Origin of the sequence: Pseudomonas sp. FP215, from assembly GCF_030687795.1 — a bacterium.
In the GTDB taxonomy this organism is placed as follows: Bacteria; Pseudomonadota; Gammaproteobacteria; order Pseudomonadales; family Pseudomonadaceae; genus Aquipseudomonas; species Aquipseudomonas salmasensis.
In genome coordinates this window covers 6,151,948-6,173,889 of record NZ_CP117447.1, presented here as the reverse complement: position 1 = coordinate 6,173,889, position 21,942 = coordinate 6,151,948, and the positions used below count along the sequence as shown (strand labels likewise).

At 60.4% G+C, this 21,942-nt stretch carries 20 protein-coding genes; 8 read left to right on the top strand and 12 right to left on the bottom strand.

Annotated elements, in window-relative coordinates; all coding sequences use genetic code 11:
• Positions 1-26: 26 nt before the first annotated feature.
• Both betB and betI read right to left on the bottom strand, forming a co-directional pair.
• Complete coding sequence (gene betB / locus PSH76_RS28065) at positions 27-1,499, bottom strand: betaine-aldehyde dehydrogenase (RefSeq protein WP_044271841.1); 1,473 nt, start codon at positions 1,497-1,499, stop codon at positions 27-29.
• Between the two features lie 110 nt (positions 1,500-1,609).
• Positions 1,610-2,203 carry a transcriptional regulator BetI gene (gene betI, locus PSH76_RS28060; protein ID WP_044271839.1) on the bottom strand — a complete coding sequence of 198 codons (594 nt, stop codon included), beginning with the start codon at positions 2,201-2,203 and terminating at the stop codon, positions 1,610-1,612.
• A 390-nt stretch (positions 2,204-2,593) separates the two neighbouring features.
• Here betI and PSH76_RS28055 point away from each other — a divergent pair, with 390 nt between their 5' ends.
• The gene (locus tag PSH76_RS28055) at positions 2,594-4,528 is read left to right on the top strand and encodes a BCCT family transporter (RefSeq protein WP_238344580.1); all 1,935 of its coding nucleotides are present in this window, start codon (positions 2,594-2,596) and stop codon (positions 4,526-4,528) included.
• Between the two features lie 155 nt (positions 4,529-4,683).
• Here PSH76_RS28055 and choV read toward each other — a convergent pair whose 3' ends face one another.
• The 3 genes from choV to PSH76_RS28040 all read right to left on the bottom strand — a co-directional run bounded on the left by choV (position 4,684) and on the right by PSH76_RS28040 (position 7,721).
• The gene (gene choV / locus PSH76_RS28050; RefSeq protein ID WP_032894931.1) at positions 4,684-5,862 is read right to left on the bottom strand and encodes a choline ABC transporter ATP-binding protein; all 1,179 of its coding nucleotides are present in this window, start codon (positions 5,860-5,862) and stop codon (positions 4,684-4,686) included.
• The gene (gene choW / locus PSH76_RS28045; RefSeq protein WP_003194913.1) at positions 5,859-6,704 is read right to left on the bottom strand and encodes a choline ABC transporter permease subunit; all 846 of its coding nucleotides are present in this window, start codon (positions 6,702-6,704) and stop codon (positions 5,859-5,861) included. Before choW ends, choV begins: the two co-directional genes overlap by 4 nt.
• Before the next feature lie 69 nt (positions 6,705-6,773).
• Positions 6,774-7,721 carry a choline ABC transporter substrate-binding protein gene (locus tag PSH76_RS28040; RefSeq protein ID WP_032894932.1) on the bottom strand — a complete coding sequence of 316 codons (948 nt, stop codon included), beginning with the start codon at positions 7,719-7,721 and terminating at the stop codon, positions 6,774-6,776.
• Between the two features lie 416 nt (positions 7,722-8,137).
• On the opposite strand from PSH76_RS28040, the gene PSH76_RS28035 reads away from it, so the two are divergent.
• The gene (locus PSH76_RS28035; RefSeq protein WP_278915789.1) at positions 8,138-9,514 is read left to right on the top strand and encodes an L-serine ammonia-lyase; all 1,377 of its coding nucleotides are present in this window, start codon (positions 8,138-8,140) and stop codon (positions 9,512-9,514) included.
• Between the two features lie 527 nt (positions 9,515-10,041).
• Positions 10,042-11,145 (top strand): GlxA family transcriptional regulator, encoded by a 1,104-nt coding sequence (locus tag PSH76_RS28030; RefSeq protein WP_003194907.1) that lies wholly within the window; start codon positions 10,042-10,044, stop codon positions 11,143-11,145.
• Positions 11,146-11,270: 125 nt separating this feature from the next.
• Here PSH76_RS28030 and PSH76_RS28025 read toward each other — a convergent pair whose 3' ends face one another.
• The 5 genes from PSH76_RS28025 to PSH76_RS28000 all read right to left on the bottom strand — a co-directional run bounded on the left by PSH76_RS28025 (position 11,271) and on the right by PSH76_RS28000 (position 15,380).
• On the bottom strand, positions 11,271-11,534 hold the full coding sequence (locus PSH76_RS28025) for a hypothetical protein (protein ID WP_032894934.1): 264 nt from the start codon (positions 11,532-11,534) through the stop codon (positions 11,271-11,273).
• A 222-nt stretch (positions 11,535-11,756) separates the two neighbouring features.
• Positions 11,757-12,251, bottom strand: coding sequence for a thioesterase family protein (locus tag PSH76_RS28020; protein ID WP_305493276.1), 495 nt, complete (start codon positions 12,249-12,251; stop codon positions 11,757-11,759).
• Positions 12,252-12,370: 119 nt separating this feature from the next.
• On the bottom strand, positions 12,371-13,336 hold the full coding sequence (locus tag PSH76_RS28010) for an L-carnitine dehydrogenase (RefSeq protein ID WP_305493275.1): 966 nt from the start codon (positions 13,334-13,336) through the stop codon (positions 12,371-12,373).
• Between the two features lie 138 nt (positions 13,337-13,474).
• Positions 13,475-14,362, bottom strand: a complete 888-nt coding sequence (locus PSH76_RS28005) for a 3-keto-5-aminohexanoate cleavage protein (RefSeq protein ID WP_056782933.1) — start codon at positions 14,360-14,362, stop codon at positions 13,475-13,477.
• A 73-nt stretch (positions 14,363-14,435) separates the two neighbouring features.
• Positions 14,436-15,380 (bottom strand): choline ABC transporter substrate-binding protein, encoded by a 945-nt coding sequence (locus PSH76_RS28000; RefSeq protein ID WP_032894940.1) that lies wholly within the window; start codon positions 15,378-15,380, stop codon positions 14,436-14,438.
• A gap of 195 nt (positions 15,381-15,575) precedes the next feature.
• Here PSH76_RS28000 and PSH76_RS27995 point away from each other — a divergent pair, with 195 nt between their 5' ends.
• Together PSH76_RS27995 and PSH76_RS27990 are read left to right on the top strand one after the other, a co-directional pair.
• On the top strand, positions 15,576-16,520 hold the full coding sequence (locus PSH76_RS27995; RefSeq protein ID WP_305493274.1) for a GlxA family transcriptional regulator: 945 nt from the start codon (positions 15,576-15,578) through the stop codon (positions 16,518-16,520).
• 164 nt (positions 16,521-16,684) lie between these two features.
• Positions 16,685-17,113, top strand: coding sequence for a hypothetical protein (locus tag PSH76_RS27990; protein ID WP_305493273.1), 429 nt, complete (start codon positions 16,685-16,687; stop codon positions 17,111-17,113).
• A 7-nt stretch (positions 17,114-17,120) separates the two neighbouring features.
• Here the strand turns inward: PSH76_RS27990 and PSH76_RS27985 are convergent, their stop codons facing one another.
• Together PSH76_RS27985 and PSH76_RS27980 are read right to left on the bottom strand one after the other, a co-directional pair.
• Positions 17,121-17,537: a DUF3010 family protein gene (locus PSH76_RS27985; RefSeq protein ID WP_305493272.1), complete on the bottom strand. Its 417-nt coding sequence runs from the start codon at positions 17,535-17,537 to the stop codon at positions 17,121-17,123.
• A 40-nt stretch (positions 17,538-17,577) separates the two neighbouring features.
• Entirely contained in the window at positions 17,578-17,979 is a 402-nt protein-coding gene (locus PSH76_RS27980) for a lysozyme inhibitor LprI family protein (RefSeq protein WP_044271826.1), read from the bottom strand.
• Positions 17,980-18,197: 218 nt separating this feature from the next.
• Between PSH76_RS27980 and PSH76_RS27975 the strand changes: the two genes are divergently transcribed.
• The 3 genes from PSH76_RS27975 (at position 18,198) to dgcA (ending at position 21,860) form a co-directional block, all read left to right on the top strand.
• Positions 18,198-19,175: a dipeptidase gene (locus PSH76_RS27975; protein WP_014720245.1), complete on the top strand. Its 978-nt coding sequence runs from the start codon at positions 18,198-18,200 to the stop codon at positions 19,173-19,175.
• Between the two features lie 78 nt (positions 19,176-19,253).
• A complete protein-coding gene (locus PSH76_RS27970; RefSeq protein ID WP_305493271.1) occupies positions 19,254-19,784 on the top strand; it encodes a DUF5943 domain-containing protein in 531 nt (176 codons plus the stop codon).
• A gap of 15 nt (positions 19,785-19,799) precedes the next feature.
• Positions 19,800-21,860, top strand: coding sequence for a dimethylglycine demethylation protein DgcA (gene dgcA, locus PSH76_RS27965; RefSeq protein WP_032894946.1), 2,061 nt, complete (start codon positions 19,800-19,802; stop codon positions 21,858-21,860).
• The last annotated feature ends 82 nt before the right edge of the window (positions 21,861-21,942 follow it).

Here is a 21,942-nt window from a genome sequence, read left to right as displayed (position 1 = left end):
CACGGGCAATACAAGACTCGCTGGTGTTAGAACACCGAGGCGTAATCGCCCAATTCAACCTGTACCGATTTGATGCGGGTGAAGTTGTTCAGCGAGCTGATGCCGTTTTCACGGCCCACACCCGACTGCTTGTAGCCACCGACCGGCATTTTCGCGTCGGACTCGCCCCAGGCGTTGATCCAGCAGATACCGGCTTCCAGTTGATGAATCACGCGGTGGGCGCGGTTCAGGTCGCGGGTTACAAGGCCAGCGGCCAGACCGAAGTCGGTGTCGTTGGCGCGGCGGATCACTTCTTCTTCGGTTTCGTAGGTGAGGATGCTCATCACCGGGCCAAAGATTTCTTCACGCACGATCACCATGTCGTCGGTGCAGTCGGTGAACACGGTCGGGGCCACGAAGGCGCCTTTGGCGAAGTCGCCGTCGGTCAGGCGGTCGCCGCCGCACAGCAGGCGTGCGCCTTGCTCTTTGCCTTTGGCGATGTAGCCCAGCACGCTTTCCATGTGGGCGAAGCTGACCAGCGGGCCGAAGTTGGTGTTTTCGTCTTCCGGGTTGCCGATGCGAATACGCGCAACACGCTCAACGATCTTGGCTTCGAACGCGGCTTGCAGGTGCTTGGGCACGAACACGCGGGTGCCGTTGGTGCAGACCTGGCCGGAGCTGTAGAAGTTGGCCATCATGGCGGTGTCGGCGGCGCGGTCGAGGTCGGCGTCGTCGAAAATGATCAGCGGGGACTTGCCGCCCAGTTCCATGGTCACGTCTTTGAGCGAGGAGCTCGACGCGCTGGCCATGACTTTCTTGCCGGTGTCGGTGCCGCCGGTGAAGGAGACTTTCTCGATGCGCGGGTGCTCGGTCAGCCAGGTGCCGACTTCACGGCCGCTGCCGGTCAGTACGTTGAACACGCCTGCTGGAACGCCAGCCTCGGTGTAGATCTCGGCCAGTTTCAGGGTGGTCAGCGAGGTGACTTCGCTTGGCTTGAAGATCATCGCGTTACCGGCAGCCAGGGCTGGTGCGGATTTCCACAGGGCGATCTGGATCGGGTAGTTCCACGCGCCGATACCGGCAACCACGCCCAGCGGCTCGCGGCGGGTGTAGACAAACGAAGTGTCGCGCAGTGGGATCTGCTCGCCTTCGATGGCTGGCACCAGGCCGGCGTAGTATTCCAGCACGTCAGCACCGGTGACGATGTCGACGTACTTGGTTTCGGAAAAGGCTTTACCGGTGTCCAGGGTTTCCAGGGCGGCCAGCTCATCGTTGCGCTCGCGCAGGATGTCCACGGCACGACGCAGGATGCGCGAACGCTCCATGGCGGTCATGGCGGCCCAGATTTTCTGGCCTTTTTCAGCGCTGACCACGGCACGTTCAACGTCATCGAAGGTGGCGCGTTGCACTTGGGCGAGAACTTCACCGTTAGCCGGGTTGATGGCTTCGAAGGTGGCATCGCTGCCAGCGTCGCTGTAGCCGCCGTCAATGTAGAGTTTTTGCAGGTCGAAACGGGCCATAAAGTCCTCGCAAGTGCATAAGTGGTTGGCGTTAACCGCCGAACAGTGGGCCATAAGGGTGTGGCAACACTGAGCGGCAGCAGTTCAGGGGTTGAGCGGTTATGTGTGCTCTAACTCACCTGCTTGGCCAATTGAAAATCCATGTATTCGTAAGCGATCCGTTGCGCCTGCGCCGTGTCGAAAGCGTCTCCCGACAGGGCGCCGCGCAACCACAAACCGTCGATCAGAGCCGCCAGGCCTCGGGCTGCTTTGCGTGCGTGCGGCAGCGGCAGCACTCGGCGGAACTGGCAGCACAGGTTGGAATACAGACGTTGATCGTTGATCCGCTGCAACCTGTGCAATGACGGGTGGTGCATGCTGGTGGCCCAGAAGGCCAGCCAGGTTTTCATTGCCGGGCCGTTGACCTGGCTGGCGTCGAAGTTACCTTCGATGATCACCTGAAGATGCGCCCGTGGGCTGTCATCCTTCAAGGCACGCCTGCGTTCTTGCACGTTCTCGATCAGCGCATTCATCAGGTAGCGCATCGTCGCTGCGATCAGGCCGTTCTTGTCCTGAAAGTAGTGGCTGATGATGCCGTTCGAGACGCCGGCCAGACGGGCGATCAGCGCAATGCTGGCATCTCCCATCCCGACCCGATCGATGGCCGTCAACGTGGCTTCGATCAACTGCTGGCGGCGTATGGGTTGCATACCGACCTTGGGCATGTAGCACCTCTCCTTAGGCCTGCCGATGGGCGATCCACGTCCGTCGGCTTGAGGGCCAGTCTATTTTGTTTTGATTGAACGTTCAATCAACAAAGAATAAGATCTGCGACAAATGGTCGCTGCCTACAGATATTTCCTACCTGCGAGCTGCAACCTTCGACACCTGCAAAAACCCTTGAAACAGGCCACTTCAGAGCCTGATCACCGCCTTGGCGGGCTCAAGAATTTTCGGGGTGTCTTTATAACACCCGTCCGTCGACTGCCGAAAAATCGATGTCCCGGGATAACCGTTGCCTTGTGTTTCTCTCTCGCACTGCCTGGAGCATCTGCGCCATGAGTTCTGCCTCTCTTATAAAGACCCCACCGGAAAAGGTCCGGGTCAACGGTTGGGTGTTCTACACCTCCACCGCGCTGATTTTATTGTTGACCGCCATTCTGATCGTCGCCCCGCAGGAGGCCGGGCGCCTGCTCGGTGTAGCACAGGCCTGGCTGTCGAAAAGCTTTGGCTGGTACTACATGGTGGTCATCGCCGCCTACCTGGTGTTTGTGGTCGGCCTGGCGTTTTCGTCCTATGGGAAACTTAAGCTGGGTGCGAAGGACGATACCCCAGACTTCAGCTACGGCGCCTGGGCCGGCATGTTGTTCTCGTCGGGTATCGGCATCTCGCTGTTGTATTTCGGTGCGTCCGAGCCGTTGGACCACTACTTCAACCCGCCCGAAGGCGCTGCGGCCAGCAATGGCGCGGCACGCCAGGCGCTGCAACTGACCTTCCTGCACTGGGGCCTGCACGGCTGGGCGATCTATGCGCTGGTGGGTCTGGCCGTGGCGTACTTTGCCTACCGCCACAACCAGCCGCTGGCCTTGCGGTCGGCGCTGTACCCGCTGGTAGGCGAGCGCTGGGTGAAGGGCGCGGCCGGCCATGCGGTAGACGGTTTCGGTATGTTCGTGACCCTGCTGGGTCTGGTGACCAACCTGGGGATCGGCTCGATGCAAGTGTCGTCGGGGCTGGAAAACCTGTTCGGCATGGAGCACAGCAATACCAATTTGCTGATCGTGATCATCGTGATGAGCACCGTGGCGACCATCGCCGCGGTGTCGGGTGTGGAAAACGGCATTCGTCGCCTCTCCAACCTCAACATCGTGCTGTTCAGCGGTTTGCTGATCTTCGTGCTGCTGTTCGGCCCCACCTTGCACCTGCTCAATGGCCTGGTGCAGAACACCGGTGATTACCTCAACGGGATCGTGCTCAAAACCTTCGACCTGTATGTGTACGAAGGCGACGGTGCCAAGACCGAACGCTGGATGGGCCTGTGGACCCTGTTTTACTGGGCCTGGTGGATTTCCTGGGCGCCATTTGTAGGCATGTTCATCGCGCGTATTTCCCGTGGGCGTACCGTGCGTGAACTGGTGGCTGGCGTATTGCTGATCCCGTTGGGCTTTACCCTGGCGTGGCTGTCGATCTTCGGCAACTCGGCCCTTGATTTGGTGTTGAACCATGGGGCGGTGGAGTTGGGCAAGACGGCGCTGGAGCAACCGTCCATGGCCATCTACCAACTGCTTGAGCATTACCCGGCGTCGAAAGTGGTGATCGGCGTGTCGATCTTCGTGGGCTTCGTGCTGTTCCTGACGCCTGCGGATTCCGGCGCGGTGATGATGGCCAACCTTTCCTGCAAAGGCGGCAACGTGGATGAAGACGCGCCGCACTGGTTGCGTATCTTCTGGTCGGCGGTGATCACCCTGGTGACCATCGGCCTGCTGTTTGCCGGTAACTTCGAAGCCATGCAAACCATGGTGGTGCTGGCGGGGCTGCCGTTCTCGGTGGTACTGGTGTTCTTTATGTTCGGTTTGCACAAGGCCATGCGCCAGGACGTGGCCATCGAACAGGAGCAGGCGCAATTGGCTGAACGCGGGCGTCGTGGTTTCAGCGAGCGCTTGACGGCGCTGGACCTGCAACCGAGCCAGGCCACCGTGCAGCGCTTTATGGACAAGCACGTAACGCCGGCGTTGGAAGAAGCCGCGATTGCGTTGCGTGATCAGGGGTTGGAAGTGCAGACCTTGTTGGGCAAATCCAAGCGCTGCATCGGCGTGCGAATCGAGATGGACGAGGGCAACCCGTTTGTCTATGAAGTGAGCCTGGATGGCTACTCGGCAGCACCTGCTGACCTGCCTGAAGAAGAGCGCACCCGTTACTACCGTGCCGAGGTGTACCTGCACAACGGGCCGCAGGAGTATGACCTGATGGGCTTCACCCAGGAGCAGATCACCCGGGATGTGCTCGATCAGTTTGAAAGCCATCGGCAGCTCCTTGGCCGGGTCTATAGCTGATGCTTGAAGGCCGGTGGCGTCGTCCTGACGCCACCGGCTCCCTGTAGGAGCGAGCTTGCTCGCGAAAGACGTGAACGATAACGCAGCGCTAATCTGGTAGCTCGTGTTGCTTGCTCGTTTTTCGCGAGCAAGCTCGCTCCTACAGGGGGTCGGTTTTAGCCCAGGTTCTTGCCCAGCAGGGCATGGTAGAGCTCGCTGTCTCCCAAAATCCCCACCACCTTGTTGTTGTCGTGCAGCACCAGCTTGTTGCCTGTCTGGTAGCGAATCTGCAACGCATCGCGCATGCCGATGTTCGAGTCCACCAGCGTCGGTACGCGGCCCAAGCCTTCCACGGCTTGCCCTGGCGCCCAGTTCTGCAGATTCATCGTCACGCCATTCTGGCGTGCGCCCTGGATGGTGTTGCCTTCGGCCAGGTCCAGCCAGGAGTCGCCACCCGGATCAAGGCACACTGAACCATTCACACGCGTGCAGTTATCCAGGGTGCGCATCAGGCTGCGCCCGCACAGCACGTTCAGCGGGTTGGTATGGGCGACGAAGGTGCGCACATAGTCATCCGCCGGGTTCAGCACAATCTCTTCCGGCACGCTGTACTGGATGATCTTGCCGTCTTTCATGATCGCGATACGGCTACCGAGCTTGAGTGCTTCATCCAGGTCGTGGCTGACGAACACGATGGTCTTGCTCAACTTGCGTTGCAGTTCCAGCAGTTCATCTTGTAAGCCTTGGCGGATCAGCGGGTCGAGGGCCGAGAAGGGTTCGTCCATCAGCAGGATATCGGCGTCCATCGCCAGGGCGCGGGCCAGGCCGACGCGCTGCTGCATGCCGCCGGACAACTCGTCGGGCTTCTTGTTGCGCCATTGGCTCAGGCCCACCAGTTCGAGCTTTTCGTCCACCAGCGTACGTCGTTCTTTCTCTGGGCGGCCCTGCATCTCCAGGCCGAAGCTGATGTTCTCGCGCACCGTCAGCCAGGGCATCAGGGCGAACTTCTGGAACACCATGGCGATGCGTTTAGTGCGCATCATTTTCAGTTCGGCGGGGGTGCAGGAGGCGATGTCGATCTGGCGACCTTCATGCTCCACAAACAGCTGGCCACGGCTGACGGTATTGAGGCCGTTGATGCAGCGCAGCAAGCTGGACTTGCCTGAGCCCGAGAGGCCCATCAGCACACAGATCTCGCCTTTCTCAATGTCCAGGCTGGCCTTTTCAACGCCGACAATCTGCCCGGTCTTCTTCAGGATTTCGTTACGGCTCATGCCCTGGTCCAGCAGCTTGAGCGCTTCGCGTGGGTCTTTGGAAAAGATCACGTCGACATTGTCGAATCGGATAATGCTCATGCATCACCCCCTACTTTAGCGTCGGGTTGTTTGCAGATACGGTCGAGCATGATGGCGAGCAACACAATGGCCAGGCCCGCTTCAAAGCCCAGGGCAATATCGGCGGTGTTGAGTGCGTTGACCACCGGCTTGCCGAGGCCATCGGCGCCCACCAAGGCCGCGATCACCACCATCGACAGCGACAGCATGATGCACTGGGTAATGCCGGCGGCGATGCTCGGCATGGCGTGGGGCAGTTCAATGCGCGAGAGCAACTGGCGGCGCGAGCAGCCAAAGGCCTTGCCGGCGTCCATCAGTTCTTGAGGGACATCACGGATACCCAGGTAGGTCAGGCGGATCGGCGCGGCAATCGCGAACACCACCGTGGAAATCAGCCCAGGCACCACACCCAGCCCGAAGAGGGTCAGGGTAGGGATGAGGTAGACGAAGGTCGGCACGGTCTGCATCAGATCGAGTACCGGCCGCATCATGGTGTAGAACATCGGTTTATGCGCGGCAACAATGCCCAGCGGCACACCGATGACCACGCAGACCAGGGTGGCGAACAGCACCTGCGCGAGGGTTTCCATGGTTTCCTGCCAGTACCCCAGGTTGAGGATCAGCAGGAAGGAGGCGATGACAAAAACAGTCAGTCCCCATTTACGTTGAATAAAGTGAGCCAGCAGCGCAATCAGACCGATCAATGCCAGTGGATTGAACCAGGTCAGCGCAAACGTCACGCCGTGGATCATCGTTTCCAGTGTCGATGCGATTGCGTCGAAGTAGTTGGCCCCGTGTTGGGTCAACCAGTCGACGAAGGCAGCGATGTACTGGCCTAGTGGGATTTTCTGTTCAGTCAGCATGGTAGTGAATGTCCACATGCGAAGGGGAAAACATCCCAGGCCAGCGCACCGGCCTGGGGTCAGCGGGTGCTATTTGGCGAGGTAAGCTTTAACGGCATCGAGCCCTGGTTTGCCATCAACGGTGGTGACACCGGCGAGCCAGGTGTCGAGCACTTGCGGGTTCTTTTGCAGCCAGGCCTTGGCGGCAGCATCGGCCTTCATCTTGTCGTCCAGGACGTTCCCCATCAGGGTGCTTTCCATGTCGAGGGTGAACACCAGGTTCTTCAGCAACTGACCAACGTTGCTGCACTCCTGGGTGTAGCCTTTGCGGGTGTTGGTGTAGATGGTGGCCTGGCCGTAGTTGGGGCCGAACGAGTCGTCACCACCGGTCAGGTACTTCATCTTGAAGCGGGTGTTCATCGGGTGCGGTTCCCAGCCGAGGAACACGATGGCCTGGTCGCGCTTGGAGGCGCGCTCAACCTGAGAGAGCATGCCGGCTTCGCTGGATTCAACCACCTTGAAGCCGGCGGTTTTGAGGCCGAAGGCATCTTTGTCGATCAGCGTCTGGATGGTGCGGTTGCCATCGTTGCCCGGCTCGATGCCATAGATCTTGCCGTTCAGCTCATCCTTGAATTTGGCGATGTCGGCGAAGTCCTTCAGGCCCTTGTCGTACAGCGCCTGTGGGACTGCCAGGGTGTACTTGGCGTTCTCCAGGTTGGCGCGCACGGTTTCCACGGTGCCGGCATCACGGTACTGCTTGATGTCGTTTTCCATGGTCGGCATCCAGTTGCCGAGGAAAATGTCCATGTTCTTGCCGTCGGCCAGGGACTTGTAAGTCACCGGTACCGAAATCATCGTGGTGCGCGGCTTGTAGCCCAGGCCCTTGAGGATCTCGCTGGTGGTCGCGGTGGTGACGGTGATGTCGGTCCAGCCGACATCGGAGAAGTTGACGGTCTTGCACTGTTCCGGTTCTGCGGCGTGTGCCACGACTGGCAGACTCAGCATGGCGGCCAACAACAACGAGGGTGAACCTTTCATGTGGGTAGACTCCTGTGTCTTTTCTGGCGGCATTCGCCGCGCTTTATAAGTGTTGCGGTTGGAGCGTGAGACAACAGCTCTGGCGCGGTGCCTTGCAAACGAGTCGAGACTGATCATGTACCAGTGAAAATCTGACGCCTACAGGGGGCGTCGTATCCAGTACAGGGAGGGTCGCATCCAGTACCGATGACGTCGCTTACAGGTTTTTCCGAAGGTAAAACTGCTGTTTTTACCCTTCTGCACCGCAAAAAACGGCCAAAACTGGCGTTCGCACGCGAGCGCCGCTGGTGAGCATGAGTGCGTCGGTGTGAGACGCCGTGATGACGAATAAAAGCTTGATGATGCCGCCATCTGGGCGATCTGAGCGTAGCACCTCGTTCAAGCCCGGCCCGTGCTTATCGAGGAGTTTCACGTTAATGGCTATCAGCGTTTTCGACCTGTTCAAGATCGGCATCGGGCCTTCGAGTTCGCACACCGTGGGGCCCATGCGCGCCGCGGCGTTGTTCGTTCAAGCGTTGCGTGAGCGTGGGTGGCTGGAACAGGTGCAGCGTGTCGAAGTGCAACTGTACGGCTCGCTGTCGGCCACCGGCATCGGTCATGGCAGCGACACCGCCACCATCATGGGCCTGATGGGCGAATGGCCGGACGCAATCGACCCCACGCAAATCGGCGCACGTATCCACACCCTGCGCGAAACCGACACGCTGCTGCTGGACGGGCGTCTGCCGGTGCCGTTTGTGTGGGCGCGGGACATGCGCCTGCTCGATGAAAACCTGCCGTTCCATCCCAACGCCATGACCCTGGTGGTGTTTGGCGAAAACGGCGAGTTGCACCGCGACACCTATTACTCGGTGGGTGGCGGTTTTGTGGTGGATGAAGCCCAGGCCCAAAGCGGTGTGGCAGACATGGACCGCACTGAGCTGCCCTATGACTTTTCCAGTGCCGTGGAGCTGTTGCAGCTGTGCAAGACCCACAACCTGCGCGTTGCCGAACTGATGCTGGCGAATGAAAAAACCTGGCGCAGCGAAGAAGAAATCCGCAGCGGCCTGATGAAGCTCTGGCGCGCCATGCAAGATTGCGTGGAGCAGGGCCTCAAGCACGAAGGCATCCTGCCCGGCGGCTTGAACGTGCGCCGTCGCGCCGCCAAGTTGCACCGCAGCTTGCAGGAGCTGAACAAGCCGAATGTAATCGGCTCGACCTTGAGCGCCATGGAATGGGTCAACCTGTTCGCCCTGGCGGTCAACGAAGAAAACGCCGCCGGTGGGCGCATGGTCACGGCGCCCACCAATGGCGCGGCGGGGATCATCCCGGCGGTGTTGCACTACTTTATGAAGTTCAGTGAAGAAGTCACCGAAGCCAACGTGGTCGACTACCTGCTCGGCGCGGCGGCGGTGGGCATCCTGTGTAAAAAGAACGCCTCGATCTCGGGGGCCGAAGTCGGTTGCCAGGGCGAGGTCGGTTCTGCGTGCGCCATGGCCGCGGCCGGGCTGGCGGAGATTCTCGGCGCCACCCCGGAGCAACTGTGCAACGCCGCTGAAATCGGTTTGGAACATAACCTTGGCCTGACCTGCGACCCGGTGGGCGGTTTGGTGCAAGTGCCGTGTATCGAGCGCAATGCGATCGCGGCGGTGAAGGCGATCAACGCGGCGCAAATGGCGTTGCGTGGCGATGGCCAGCACTTCATCTCGTTGGACCGGGTGATCCGCACCATGCGTGATACCGGGGCTGATATGCATGACAAGTACAAAGAGACATCGCGGGGTGGGTTGGCGGTGAGTGCGGTTGAATGTTGAGTCAGTGACATGATTGTTCCCACGCTCCGCGTGGGAATGCCGCCCCGGACGCTCCGCGTCCCATGGGTGACGCAGAGCGTCACAGGATGCATGCCCACGCAGGGCGTGGGAACGAGCCGAACAGAGGAGCATCATTGCTCACAAAGTGAACATCCCGGCCAAAATCGCCACCTTTTAGCGCGTCGCAAATAGATAAGTAGCTTCCGAACGATTCCTACACGATCACACGCCTGATGTGCTTTGGGTGACAGACTTCTCCTACGCCCGCAAAGCGCCTTCCCACAAGTGCTACCGATCTGCTCACACCCCTTGAACCCCGCCCGTTATGCGTCATATCCCGCACTTCACGCGCGGGCTTGTATAGACGCATCAACAGGTCGTTTTCAGGAGTTCTTGAATAGCCATTCAATTTTAGGCATGGCATTTGCTCTATCAATTGCAAAGCCTCTCCTTTTCAGGACGAGCGCAATAACAAGAGCCTCGCCTGAGGCCACCACCTGCTTTGTGTGATGTGAGGAGATACTGCGATGACGTCGACCAACTCCGGGGCCCAACCCCAGAACCGTGCGCCTCAATCCATCGGCTTTTTGCTGCTGGACAATTTCACGCTGATTTCCCTGGCGTCAGCCGTGGAGCCACTGCGCATGGCCAACCAGCTGTCCGGCCGCGAGCTGTATCGCTGGACAACCCTGAGTGTCGACGGCAACCAGGTGTGGGCCAGCGATGGCCTGCAAATCACCCCCGATGCCTCCATGCACAAAGCACCCGTCCTGGACACGGTCATCGTGTGCGGCGGCGTGGGTATCCAGCGCACCGTCACCCGTGAACATGTGTCGTGGCTGCAAAGCCAGGCACGCCAGTCTCGTCGCCTCGGCGCAGTGTGCACCGGCAGCTGGGCCCTGGCCTGCGCGGGCTTGCTCGACGGCTTTGATTGCAGCGTGCACTGGGAATGCCTGGCGTCGATGCAGGAAGCCTTCCCGCGGGTGGCCATGAGCACGCGCCTGTTCACCCTCGACCGCAACCGCTTCACCAGCTCCGGTGGCACCGCGCCCCTGGACATGATGCTGCACCTGATCAGCCGCGACCACGGCCGTGAATTGTCGGCCGCCATCTCCGAGATGTTCGTGTACGAACGCATCCGCAACGAACAGGATCACCAGCGTGTGCCGCTCAAGCACATGCTCGGCACCAACCAGCCGAAACTGCAGGAAATCGTCGCGCTGATGGAAGCCAACCTCGAAGAGCCGATCGACCTGGACGAACTGGCGGTGTATGTCGCCGTGTCGCGCCGGCAGTTGGAGCGGCTGTTCCAGAAATACCTGCACTGCTCGCCGTCGCGCTACTACCTCAAGCTGCGCCTGATTCGCGCACGGCAACTGCTCAAGCAGACGCCGATGTCGATCATCGAAGTCGCCTCGGTGTGCGGGTTTGTGTCTACGCCGCACTTTTCCAAGTGCTACCGCGAGTACTTCGGCATTCCGCCACGGGATGAGCGCGTAGGCTCCAACACCACCCAGCAAGTGGCGATGATGCCGATTCCGCCGGCACTGGTGCTGTCCCCATTGTCGGGGCCGATGTCGGCGTTGAGCCAGGCGCGCAACGAGTCGACGTTTGCTAGCGTAAGGCTCTGACACCGGGCTGCCTTATGGTAGGAGCGAGCTTGCTCGCGAAAAACTCAAGATCGCCGTGGGGTATCTGATGCCCCGTTATCGTTGGCGATTTTCGCGAGCAAGCTCGCTCCTACAGAGGATGTATTTCAGGCGCCAGAGCTTTGTTTGAACTGCATCAGCGCCGGCAACAATTGCTTGTCGATCGCCTGCCTTACCGCCGGCAAAATCGTCGCGCTGCCGCTGTACATCTTTTCAACCATGCCCTTGAGCGCCTTGGCCCGGGCTTCGCTCAACCCGCGCACCGCACATTCGCAAGCCTGCTCGGCGGTAGCGCCGCTGGACACTTCAAAACCCAGCGAGCGCAGTTGGCCCAGCAGGTCATCCTGGTCAATCAAATCCGCGTGCATCATGACGGTCATCCTGGTGTAGGGAGCGGGAATTGACTTGGATTCTGGTAGGCCCCAGGACTGGCGGCAAGGGCAGAATCCAGCGATGGCTCTTATGGCTATGAACAGGTCGTTTTCGGGTCACTTGATCTGACCCGTAACAGGCACACTGAACCAGGCACGCAGCTTGACGGTTTGGTCACCCTCGAATGCACGGCTCACACAAAGCACTCTGCCCCGATCCCGTCACGGCTGGATCGGGGCTTTTTTTTGCGCGGGCAGCCCGATCACCCGGCCGAGCAGGGCAGGCCGGAGTAGGTCGGCGTGTTCCTGGCTCAGGGCAGTGAGTTTTTCCAGGGTGGCGCCGGCAAACGGCGCCGACTGCGGCCCGGCCAGGTCGACATGCAGCAGCATCTGTTCGTTACCCGCCAACTCGCGTGCTTCGCCCACAAGGTGCAGGCTGTGATAGAGGTGCAGGCGCTTGGCGTCGTGGGCGATCAGTTGGGTATGCACCTCAACCTCGGCGCCGAGCTTTACCTCGTGCAGGTAGTTCAGGTGCAGCTCCAGAGTGAACAGCGAGTGGCCGCTGGCTTCGCGGTTTTCGCTGTCCAGCCCTAGGGTGTCCATCAGCGCATCGGTGGCGTAGCTGAAGATCAGCAGATAGAACGCGTCACGCAGATGGCCGTTGTAGTCGACCCAGTCGGGCAGGATTTTGGTGGTGTAGGTGGTCAGTGCGCGCATGGTAGGAATTCCAATGTGTAGGAGCGAGCTTGCTCGCGAAAAACTCAAGATCGCCGTGGGGTACCTGATGCCCCGCGTTATCGTTGGCGATCTTCGCGAGCAAGCTCGCTCCTACAGGGTTATTCGGCGAAGTTCATGCCGTGTTTGGCTTTGGTTGTTTTTACGGCTTCCAGTACCGCCAGCAGGCAGTCATCACGATAGCGCTCCAGCGCCGAGATGCTGTGGTTACCTAACTGTTCACTGGTGCCGTCGACCACATCATCAATCAGTTTTTCAGTCAATTCAGGTGCCGGCAGGTAAGTCCACGGCAACTGCAACGCTGGGCCGAACTGGGCCATGAAGTGGCGCATGCCGGCATCGCCGCCCGCCAGGGTGTAAGTGAGGAAGGTACCCATGAACGACCAGCGCAACCCGGCACCAAAACGAATGGCATCGTCGATTTCACCAGTCGTCGCCACGCCGTCATTGACCAGGTGCAGGGCCTCACGCCATAGCGCTTCCAGCAGGCGGTCGGCAATAAACCCCGGCACTTCCTTGCGTACATGCAGCGGGCGCATGCCCAGGGATTCATACACCGTGATCGCTGCCTGGATCGCCTCTGGCGCGGTGTTTTTGCCGCCCACCACTTCTACCAGTGGCAACAGGTAGACCGGGTTGAAGGGGTGGCCGACCACGCAGCGTTCCGGGTGGGTGGAGCCCTCATAGAATTCGCTGGGCAACAGCCCGGAGGTGCTCGAACCTATCAAGGCATTGGGCTTGGCCGCGGCGCTGATCTGGCTGTGCAGTTGCAGCTTGAGCTCCAGGCGTTCAGGGGCGCTTTCCTGGATGAAGTCGGCGTCTTTTACGCAGTCTTCGATGGTGGTGACAAAGCGCAGGCGGTCTTGGGAGGCACCGGGCGCCAGGCCCTGTTGCTCAAGGGCGGCCCAGGCGTTGGCGACACGTTTGCGCAGGGCCGCCTCGGCGCCGGGGGCGGGGTCCCAGGCGACCACATCCAGGCCATGGGCAAGGGCACGGGATACCCAGCCGCTGCCGATGACGCCGCTGCCCAACGCGGCGAAGGTTTTGATGTCGGTGATAAAGCGCATGGCATATTCCTAAAAAGTTCGGTAATCCCCTGTGGGAGCGGGCTTGCTCGCGAATGCGGTGTGCCAGTGGGTGCATTCGGTACTGACCCACCGCATTCGCGAGCAAGCCCGCTCCCACAGGGTTGTGTGGTGTTTGTGTTAGCCGCGTTGGGTCAGGCCCATCTTGATGCGGCCTTCGGCCGGGGTCAGGACCCGTGCGCCTAACCGGCTGAGAATTTCACTGGCGCGTTCCACCAACTGGCCATTGGTGGCGAGCACGCCCTTGTCCAGCCACAGGTTGTCCTCCAGGCCCACCCGTACGTTGCCGCCCAACAGCACCGCTTGCGCGGCCATCGGCATTTGCATGCGACCAATGCCGAAGCCGGCCCACACCGCGTTGGCGGGCAGGTTGTCGACCATGGCTTTCATGGTGGTGGTATCGGCCGGTGCACCCCAGGGAATGCCCAGGCACAGTTGGAACAGCGGGTTATCGAGCAACCCTTCCTTGATCATCTGCTTGGCGAACCACAGGTGGCCGGTGTCGAAAATCTCCAGCTCGGCCTTTACGCCCAGTTCCTGGATACGTTTGGCGCCGGCACGCAGTTGCGCCGGGGTGGACACGTAAATGGTGTCGCCATCACCGAAGTTCAGCGTGCCGCAGTCCAGGGTGCAGATTTCCGGCAGCAGTTCTTCGACGTGGGCCAGGCGGGTCAGTGGGCCGACCAGGTCGGTATTGGGCCCGAACTCCATGGGATTCTCGCCACCACCGATCTCCAGGTCGCCGCCCATGCCGGCGGTGAGGTTGACGATGATGTCGATGTCGGCCTCGCGGATGCGCTCCATCACTTCGCGGTACAGGGCTACATCGCGGCTGAATTTGCCGGTCTGCGGGTCGCGTACATGGCAGTGCACCACGGTGGCGCCGGCCTTGGCGGCTTCCACCGCGGCGGCGGCGATTTGTTTGGGCGTGACCGGCACGTGTGGGCTTCTGGCGGTCGTGTCGCCAGCACCGGTGAGTGCGCAGGTGATGATGACGTCGTGGTTCATGAGGCGGTTCCTTACAGGCGTGGTGGTGCCGTTCGCGGTCGCAAGTGGCCGCGAAACGGTGGTTCGCAAAACGTTATTTGCTGGTCAGTTGCAGGTTGGTCGCGGCGGGTTTGCCGTCGAAAGTGGTGACGCCATCGAGCCAGCGCTGCCGGTCTTGAGGGTGATCCTTGAGCCACTGCCGTGCGGATTCCAAAGCGTCCTTGTGATCCAGCAACGGCTGCATCATCCGGCTCTCGTCGGCGGCGGTGAACGTCAGGTTGGTCAGCAACTTATGCACGTTGGGGCACTGCTCGGCGTAGGCCGGCGCGGTCACGGTCCATACGGTGGCCATGCCTTCGTTCGGGCCCAGGGCGTCTTCGCTGCCGGTGAGGTAAGTCATCGCCACATTGACGTTCATCGGGTGCGGCGCCCACCCAAAGAACACCACCGCTTCCTTGCGGCGCACGGCACGGTCCACGGCCGCCAACATGCCGGCTTCGCTGGACTCCACCAACTGGAACTTGCCCAGGCCGAACTGGTTCTTGGCGATCATTGCCTTGATCTGCGTGTTAGCCCCCGAGCCCGGCTCGATGCCGTAAATCTTACCGCCCAGTTCTTTCTCGAACCTGGCGATGTCAGCAAAGGTTTTCAGGCCCTTGTCGGCCAGGTAAGTCGGCACTGCGAGGGTGGCGCGGGCGTCTTCCAGGCTGGCTTTGTCGAGGACCTTGACTTGCTTGGCGTCGACGAACGGCGTGATGGTCTGGGTCATCAGCGGGTTCCAGTAGCCGAGAAACAGGTCCAGGCGCTGGTCGCGGATGCCGGCAAAGATGATTTGCTGAGAGGCGCTGGTTTGTTTGGTCTTGTAGCCGAGGCCATCGAGCAGCACCTGGGCCATGGCACTGGTGGCGATGACGTCGGTCCAGTTGACCACGCCCATGCGCACGTTCTGGCAAGCAGGGGCATCCGCTGCCATGACAGGGGTGCTCAAAATAGCGCTGGCGCTGAGTGCAAGTACGCAGCGGCTGATCAGTCGGTTCATGGGTGAAACCCTCGGCAGGTCGTTATTGTGGGTGCCGGCGTCTTGGTGCGCCGTGGGATCACGTTACGCAGCTTGGCACCCCGCAAAGCGCACGGCGGCGACTCGCTCTTGCACTGCAGCGACCTGTGCTCTTGAATGGCCGGTTGAACTGGCGTATCACAGTGACCACGCTGCCCGTCCGACGAGAGCGCCACCATGTCCCAGGATGTCTACTTCTTGCTGATGCCGGGTTTCTCGGCCCTCGGTTTTATCTCCGCACTGGAACCGTTGCGGGTGGCCAACCGCTTTCGCGGCGAGCTGTACCGCTGGCACATCTTGAGTGCCGATGGCGGCGCTGTGCTGGCGAGCAACGGCATGTCGGTCAACGCTGACGCAGCGCTCGAGCCACTGAAAAAAGGCGCGACTTTACTGGTGGTGGCCGGCTTCGAACCCCTGCAGTTCGCCACGCCCGCCCTGGAGCATTGGCTGCGCCGCCTCGACCATGAGGGTGTAACGCTCGGCGCCATCGACACCGGCGCCTGCGTGCTGGCCGAGGCGGGGCTGCTCGACGGCCACCGCCTGACCTTGCACTGGGAAGCCATCGACGCCTTCAAGGAAGCCTATCCACATCTGAGCGTGACCCAGGAACTGTTCGAAATCGACCGGCGCCGCATCACCTGCGCCGGCGGCACTGCCTCCATCGACCTGATGCTTGACCTCATCGCCCAGGCCCACGGCCCGGAGCTGGCTGTCCAGGTTTCCGAGCAATTCGTACTCAGCCGCATCCGCCCGCGCAAAGACCACCAGCGCATGCAGATCGCCACGCGCTACGGCATCAACAACAAGAAGCTGGTGCACGTGATCGGCGAAATGGAACAGCACACCGAACCGCCCCTGAGCACCTTGGCCCTGGCCGAAACGATCAAGGTCACCCGACGCCAACTGGAGCGGTTGTTTCGCCTGCACCTGAACGACACCCCCAGTAATTTCTACTTGGGCCTGCGCCTGGAGAAAGCCCGCAAACTGTTGCGCCAGAGCGACATGAGCGTGCTGGAGGTGAGTATTGCGTGTGGGTTTGAGTCGCCGTCGTATTTCACGCGAAGTTATCGAGCCAGGTTTGCCAAATGCCCAAGGGAGGATCGGCGACGGGAGGTGGTTTAAGTGTTGGTGCAGATTCAAGCCAGCTCCCACATTGGTAAGTAGTGTGGTGTCAGGAAACGCATGTGGTGGCGTGGGAATATTCTTGTTTTGCAAGGCTGCGAGCGATTACTGGAAACGGACTGCTAACGTCCAAAGGGTTCCTTACGTAACCATAAGAGGTTGGCATGCTGAAAAAACTAGTCACTCTGATTGCACTTGCGTCCACCCCAGTGTGGGCCGCCCAGGCGCCAGCGCCGTTCACCGGCGCCGATTACAGCGGCCGTTATGCATGCACTGGCCAGGACAAACATATCGGCAACTTCAAAGGCGTTGTCGAAATGAAGCTCGACGCCAAGCAAAGCACTGGCAAATATGCGGCTTACACCTTCACTTTGACCCTGGAAGACAAGTCCCACTATGAAGGCATGGCCGCCGGGACTGCCGATACCCTGGGTATCTACTTCGCTCACACCGATCCGGCCTTGAAGGACTTTGGCGTGGGCGTGGCGCAAGTGACACCGACCCCGGAAGGCAAAGTCTCCTTCGTTAAATACTATTACGGCCCTGAATACGAAGGCGGCGGGCACGGCTTGGAGCACTGCGTCAAAAGCTGATGTGCGGTTATTTCTTCATCAGACATGAGCACGCGGTCTTATAGGCCTCGTGCTGATACTTGTTGAGCGTCGCTGGCAGATCAAAGGTGTGCTTTTTGTATTGCGCATTGATGGTCTGCGGCGACAGCAGCGTCACCTCAACCCCCTCCAGCAATTGAAACACCCCTTCAATCTTGAACGTCGTCGGGCCACCGGCGAATTCACCTTTTTTGCTGCGTTTCTTGATCGCGATACGGGTAATGGCGTTCGCCTGCACGAACGCCTTCACCTGGGCGGCGAAGGCTTTTACGTTGGCCGCTTCATCGTCATCGTCGAGGGCGATTTTCTTGGTGGCCAGGGAGACGTGGGTCAGCGCCTGGTTGTCCAGGGAGGCGACGGCGATGATGGCTTCGCTGCCTTTGATTTCGATGCCGCAGAGAGTCATGAGTAGCCTTGATCAAAATAGAAGGTGGCGCGATTGTCGCTTATTCCTGCCCAATCGACTCCAAAAACTCCGACCGCTCATCACTCATCCGCGCCAGGCAGTCGTTGTGCGCAATGGCATAGGCCTTGGTGCCGGTTACCGCCGGGAAGGTGTCCACTGCACAATCGGCGTCGCGCAGTTTTTCCCATTTTTGCTGGGCATCCTTCAGACGGGCGGTAATGTCCGCCAGTTTGGTCTTGTCGCTGCCGTAGGTCGAACCCATGCGCTCCAGCAACCCCTGATAGTTATCCTTGAGCAATTGCTCGGCGGTGGTTTTGTTGTAGGTGGCGCATTCCAGGGTTTGCTGGTCGTTCTCGATACCGTCGCACGGCGTGCTGTCGGGGTCTTCGGCCGCGTGGGCGGTGGTTGCGATGAGTGCCAAAGCCAGGAAAATCGATTTCATTGCGCCGTCTCATATCAGGTGATGAGGAATTCTGGCTCAAGCGTAAGACAAAGAACAGCCGACCGTGGGGCCTGTCTTCGCAGCCTTTGTCGCGGATTGACGCTTTCGGCAATTCCCCTGTCGTTTTTGCACCCGGCTCCGTCGGTGCCTGGGCATATGCTGGCCCCAAAGCGCCGGCAGACGATTCGGCGCATGAATCGCCAATAAGGGGACGCCTGATGAGCCCAGCCGAGTTGCACGCCGACAGCATCGTTATCGACGGTCTGATTATTGCCAAGTGGAACCGCGACCTGTTCGAAGACATGCGCAAAGGTGGCCTCACCGCCGCCAATTGCACGGTGTCGGTGTGGGAAGGCTTCCAGGCCACGATCAATAACATCGTTGCCAGCCAGACCCTGATCCGGGAAAACAGCGACCTGGTGATCCCGGTGAAAACCACCGCCGACATCCGTCGCGCCAAGGAGCAGGGCAAGACCGGCATCATCTTCGGCTTCCAGAATGCCCATGCGTTTGAGGACCAACTCGGCTATGTCGAGATCTTCAAGCAGCTCGGCGTTGGCGTGGTGCAGATGTGCTACAACACCCAGAACCTGGTGGGCACCGGTTGCTACGAACGCGATGGCGGCCTGTCGGGTTTCGGGCGTGAGATCGTCGGCGAGATGAACCGCGTCGGCATCATGTGCGACCTGTCCCATGTCGGCTCCAAGACCAGCGAAGAGGTCATCCTCGAATCGAAAAAGCCGGTGTGCTACTCCCACTGCCTGCCGTCCGGGCTTAAAGAGCACCCGCGCAACAAGTCCGATGAAGAGCTGAAGTTCATCGCCGACCATGGCGGTTTTGTCGGCGTGACCATGTTCGCGCCGTTTTTGGCCAAGGGCATCGACTCGACCATCGACGACTACGCCGAAGCCATCGAATACACCATGAACATCGTCGGCGAAGACGCCATCGGCATCGGCACCGACTTCACCCAGGGCCATGGCCAGGATTTCTTCGAAATGCTCACCCATGACAAGGGTTACGCCCGCCGCCTGACCAGCTTCGGCAAGATCATCAACCCGCTGGGCATCCGCACCGTGGGTGAGTTCCCCAACCTCACCGAGACCCTGCTCAAGCGCGGCCACAGCGAGCGCGTGGTGCGCAAGATCATGGGCGAGAACTGGGTCAACGTGCTCAAGGACGTCTGGGGCGAATAAGCCACTGCTCGCTTAATCCTTCACCCGCCGCCATCCGCGCGGCGGGCATCAAAACGAATTTTCTGGAGTTAAGTTTCCATGGCCAAGATCGCCCCGCAATTGCCTATCGAAGTCGACAGCGAAACCGGTGTCTGGACCTCCGACGCCCTGCCGATGCTGTACGTGCCACGCCATTTCTTCGTCAACAACCACATGGGTATCGAAGAAGTGCTGGGCGCTAACGCCTACGCCGAGATCCTCTACAAGGCCGGCTACAAATCCGCCTGGCACTGGTGTGAAAAAGAAGCTGAATGCCATGGCCTGGAAGGCGTCGCGGTGTTCGAGCATTACATGAAACGTTTGTCGCAACGCGGCTGGGGCCTGTTCAAGATCCAGGACATCGACCTGGATAAAGGTACCGCCAGCGTCAAGCTGGAACACTCGGCATTCGTCTATGTGTACGGCAAGGTCGGCCGCAAGGTGGACTACATGTTCACCGGCTGGTTTGCCGGCGCCATGGACCAGATTCTTGAGGCCCGTGGCAGCAAGATCCGCACTGTCGCCGAACAAGTCTACGGAGGCTCCGAAGAGGGCCACGACGATGGTCTGTTCACCGTCAAACCGTTGTAAGCCGAGGACCGTGCCATGGCTTTCGAAGCAATGTTCCAGCCGATCCAGATCGGCAAACTGACCATCCGCAACCGCGTGCTCAGCACTGCGCATGCCGAGGTGTATGCCACCGACGGCGGCATGACCACCGACCGCTATGTGAAGTACTACGAAGAGAAAGCCAAGGGCGGTATTGGCCTGGCAATCTGCGGCGGCTCCTCGGTGGTGGCCATCGACAGCCCGCAGGAGTGGTGGGCGTCGGTAAACTTGTCCACCGACCGCATCATCCCGCACTTCCAGAATTTGGCCGATGCCATGCACAAGCATGGCGCCAAGATCATGATCCAGATTACCCACATGGGCCGTCGCTCGCGTTGGGACGGCTTCAACTGGCCAACCCTGATGTCGCCGTCCGGCGTGCGTGAGCCGGTGCACCGTGCCACCTGCAAGACCATCGAGCCGGAAGAGATCTGGCGCGTGATCGGCAACTATGCCCAAGCTGCGCGCCGGGCCAAGGCCGGGGGCCTGGACGGGGTGGAATTGTCGGCGGTGCACCAGCACATGATCGACCAGTTCTGGAGCCCGCGGGTCAACAAGCGTACCGACGAATGGGGCGGCACTTTCGAGGGCCGCATGAAGTTCGGCCTGGAAGTGTTGAAGGCCGTACGTGCCGAAGTGGGTGACGACTTCTGCGTGGGCATGCGCCTGTGCGGTGACGAGTTCCACCCGGACGGCTTGTCCCACGAGGACATGAAGCAAATCGCCAAGTACTACGACGACACTGGCATGCTCGATTTCATCGGTGTGGTGGGCTCGGGTTGCGACACCCACAACACCCTGGCCAACGTCATCCCGAACATGAGCTACCCGCCGGAGCCGTTCCTGCACTTGGCGGCCGGCATCAAGGAAGTGGTCAAGGTCCCGGTGCTGCACGCGCAGAACATCAAGGACCCGAACCAGGCCACGCGCATTCTGGAAGGCGGCTATGTGGACATGGTCGGTATGACCCGTGCGCACATCGCCGACCCGCACCTGATCGCCAAGATCAAGATGGGCCAGATCGACCAGATCAAGCAGTGCGTGGGCGCCAACTACTGCATCGACCGCCAGTACCAGGGCCTGGATGTGCTGTGCATCCAGAACGCCGCGACCTCCCGTGAATACATGGGCGTGCCGCACATCATCGAGAAGTCCACCGGGCCCAAGCGCAAGGTGGTTGTGGTGGGCGCCGGCCCGGCCGGGATGGAAGCCGCGCGCGTGGCGGCTGAACGTGGCCACGACGTGACGCTGTTCGAGAAAAAGGAGTTTATCGGCGGGCAAATCACCACCGCGTCGAAAGCGCCGCAGCGTGACCAGATCGCCGGTATCACCCGTTGGTATCAACTGGAACTGGCGCGCTTGAAAGTTGACCTGCGCCTGGGTGTTGCAGCCGATGCCGAGACCATCCTGGACGTGCGTCCGGATGTGGTGGTGCTGGCGGTGGGCGGTCATCCGTTCATCGAGCAGAACGAACACTGGGGCGCCGCCGAAGGCTTGGTGGTGAGCAGTTGGGACGTGCTCGACGGCAAGGTGGCGCCGGGCAAGAACGTGCTGGTGTACGACACCATCTGTGAATTCACCGGCATGTCGGTGGCCGACTTCCTGGCCGACAAAGGCAGCCAGGTGGAAATCGTCACCGACGACATCAAGCCGGGCGTGGCGATTGGCGGTACGTCGTTCCCCACGTACTACCGCAGCATGTACCCCAAGGAAGTGATTATGACCGGCGACATGATGCTGGAAAAGGTCTACCGCGAGGGCGACAAGCTGGTGGCTGTGCTGGAGAACGAATACACCGGCGCCAAAGAGGAGCGGGTGGTCGACCAGGTGGTGGTGGAGAACGGCGTGCGTCCCGACGAGGCCATTTACTACGGGCTCAAGGAAGGCTCACGCAACAAGGGCCAGATCGACGTTGAAGCCTTGTTTGCGATCAAGCCGCAGCCCTGCTTGAGCGAAGCGGGCGAGGGGTACTTGCTGTTCCGCATTGGTGACTGTGTGGCCCAGCGCAATACCCACGCCGCCATCTATGACGCCCTGCGCTTGTGCAAGGATTTCTGACGCACCTGATCGTTCCCACGCTCTGCGTGGGAATGCCGCCCTGGACGCTCCGCGTCTGCTTTTAAGGTCGTGACGCAGAGCG

Excerpts from the sequence above, each read along its gene's own strand:
- betB (WP_044271841.1), bottom strand. The coding sequence starts at position 1,499 with ATGGCCCGTTTCGACCTGCAAAAACTCTACATTGACGGCGGCTACAGC.
- PSH76_RS28020 (WP_305493276.1), bottom strand. The coding sequence starts at position 12,251 with ATGCGCGCACTGACCACCTACACCACCAAAATCCTGCCCGACTGGGTC.
- PSH76_RS27985 (WP_305493272.1), bottom strand. The coding sequence starts at position 17,537 with ATGACTCTCTGCGGCATCGAAATCAAAGGCAGCGAAGCCATCATCGCC.
- PSH76_RS27980 (WP_044271826.1), bottom strand. The coding sequence starts at position 17,979 with ATGAAATCGATTTTCCTGGCTTTGGCACTCATCGCAACCACCGCCCAC.
- PSH76_RS28025 (WP_032894934.1), bottom strand. The coding sequence starts at position 11,534 with ATGATGCACGCGGATTTGATTGACCAGGATGACCTGCTGGGCCAACTG.
- PSH76_RS28035 (WP_278915789.1), top strand. The coding sequence starts at position 8,138 with ATGGCTATCAGCGTTTTCGACCTGTTCAAGATCGGCATCGGGCCTTCG.
- PSH76_RS27990 (WP_305493273.1), top strand. The coding sequence starts at position 16,685 with ATGCTGAAAAAACTAGTCACTCTGATTGCACTTGCGTCCACCCCAGTG.
- PSH76_RS28000 (WP_032894940.1), bottom strand. The coding sequence starts at position 15,380 with ATGAACCGACTGATCAGCCGCTGCGTACTTGCACTCAGCGCCAGCGCT.
- dgcA (WP_032894946.1), top strand. The coding sequence starts at position 19,800 with ATGGCTTTCGAAGCAATGTTCCAGCCGATCCAGATCGGCAAACTGACC.
- PSH76_RS28040 (WP_032894932.1), bottom strand. The coding sequence starts at position 7,721 with ATGAAAGGTTCACCCTCGTTGTTGTTGGCCGCCATGCTGAGTCTGCCA.
- choV (WP_032894931.1), bottom strand. The coding sequence starts at position 5,862 with ATGAGCATTATCCGATTCGACAATGTCGACGTGATCTTTTCCAAAGAC.
- PSH76_RS27975 (WP_014720245.1), top strand. The coding sequence starts at position 18,198 with ATGAGCCCAGCCGAGTTGCACGCCGACAGCATCGTTATCGACGGTCTG.
- PSH76_RS27995 (WP_305493274.1), top strand. The coding sequence starts at position 15,576 with ATGTCCCAGGATGTCTACTTCTTGCTGATGCCGGGTTTCTCGGCCCTC.
- PSH76_RS28005 (WP_056782933.1), bottom strand. The coding sequence starts at position 14,362 with ATGAACCACGACGTCATCATCACCTGCGCACTCACCGGTGCTGGCGAC.
- PSH76_RS28030 (WP_003194907.1), top strand. The coding sequence starts at position 10,042 with ATGACGTCGACCAACTCCGGGGCCCAACCCCAGAACCGTGCGCCTCAA.
- PSH76_RS28010 (WP_305493275.1), bottom strand. The coding sequence starts at position 13,336 with ATGCGCTTTATCACCGACATCAAAACCTTCGCCGCGTTGGGCAGCGGC.
- PSH76_RS27970 (WP_305493271.1), top strand. The coding sequence starts at position 19,254 with ATGGCCAAGATCGCCCCGCAATTGCCTATCGAAGTCGACAGCGAAACC.
- choW (WP_003194913.1), bottom strand. The coding sequence starts at position 6,704 with ATGCTGACTGAACAGAAAATCCCACTAGGCCAGTACATCGCTGCCTTC.
- betI (WP_044271839.1), bottom strand. The coding sequence starts at position 2,203 with ATGCCCAAGGTCGGTATGCAACCCATACGCCGCCAGCAGTTGATCGAA.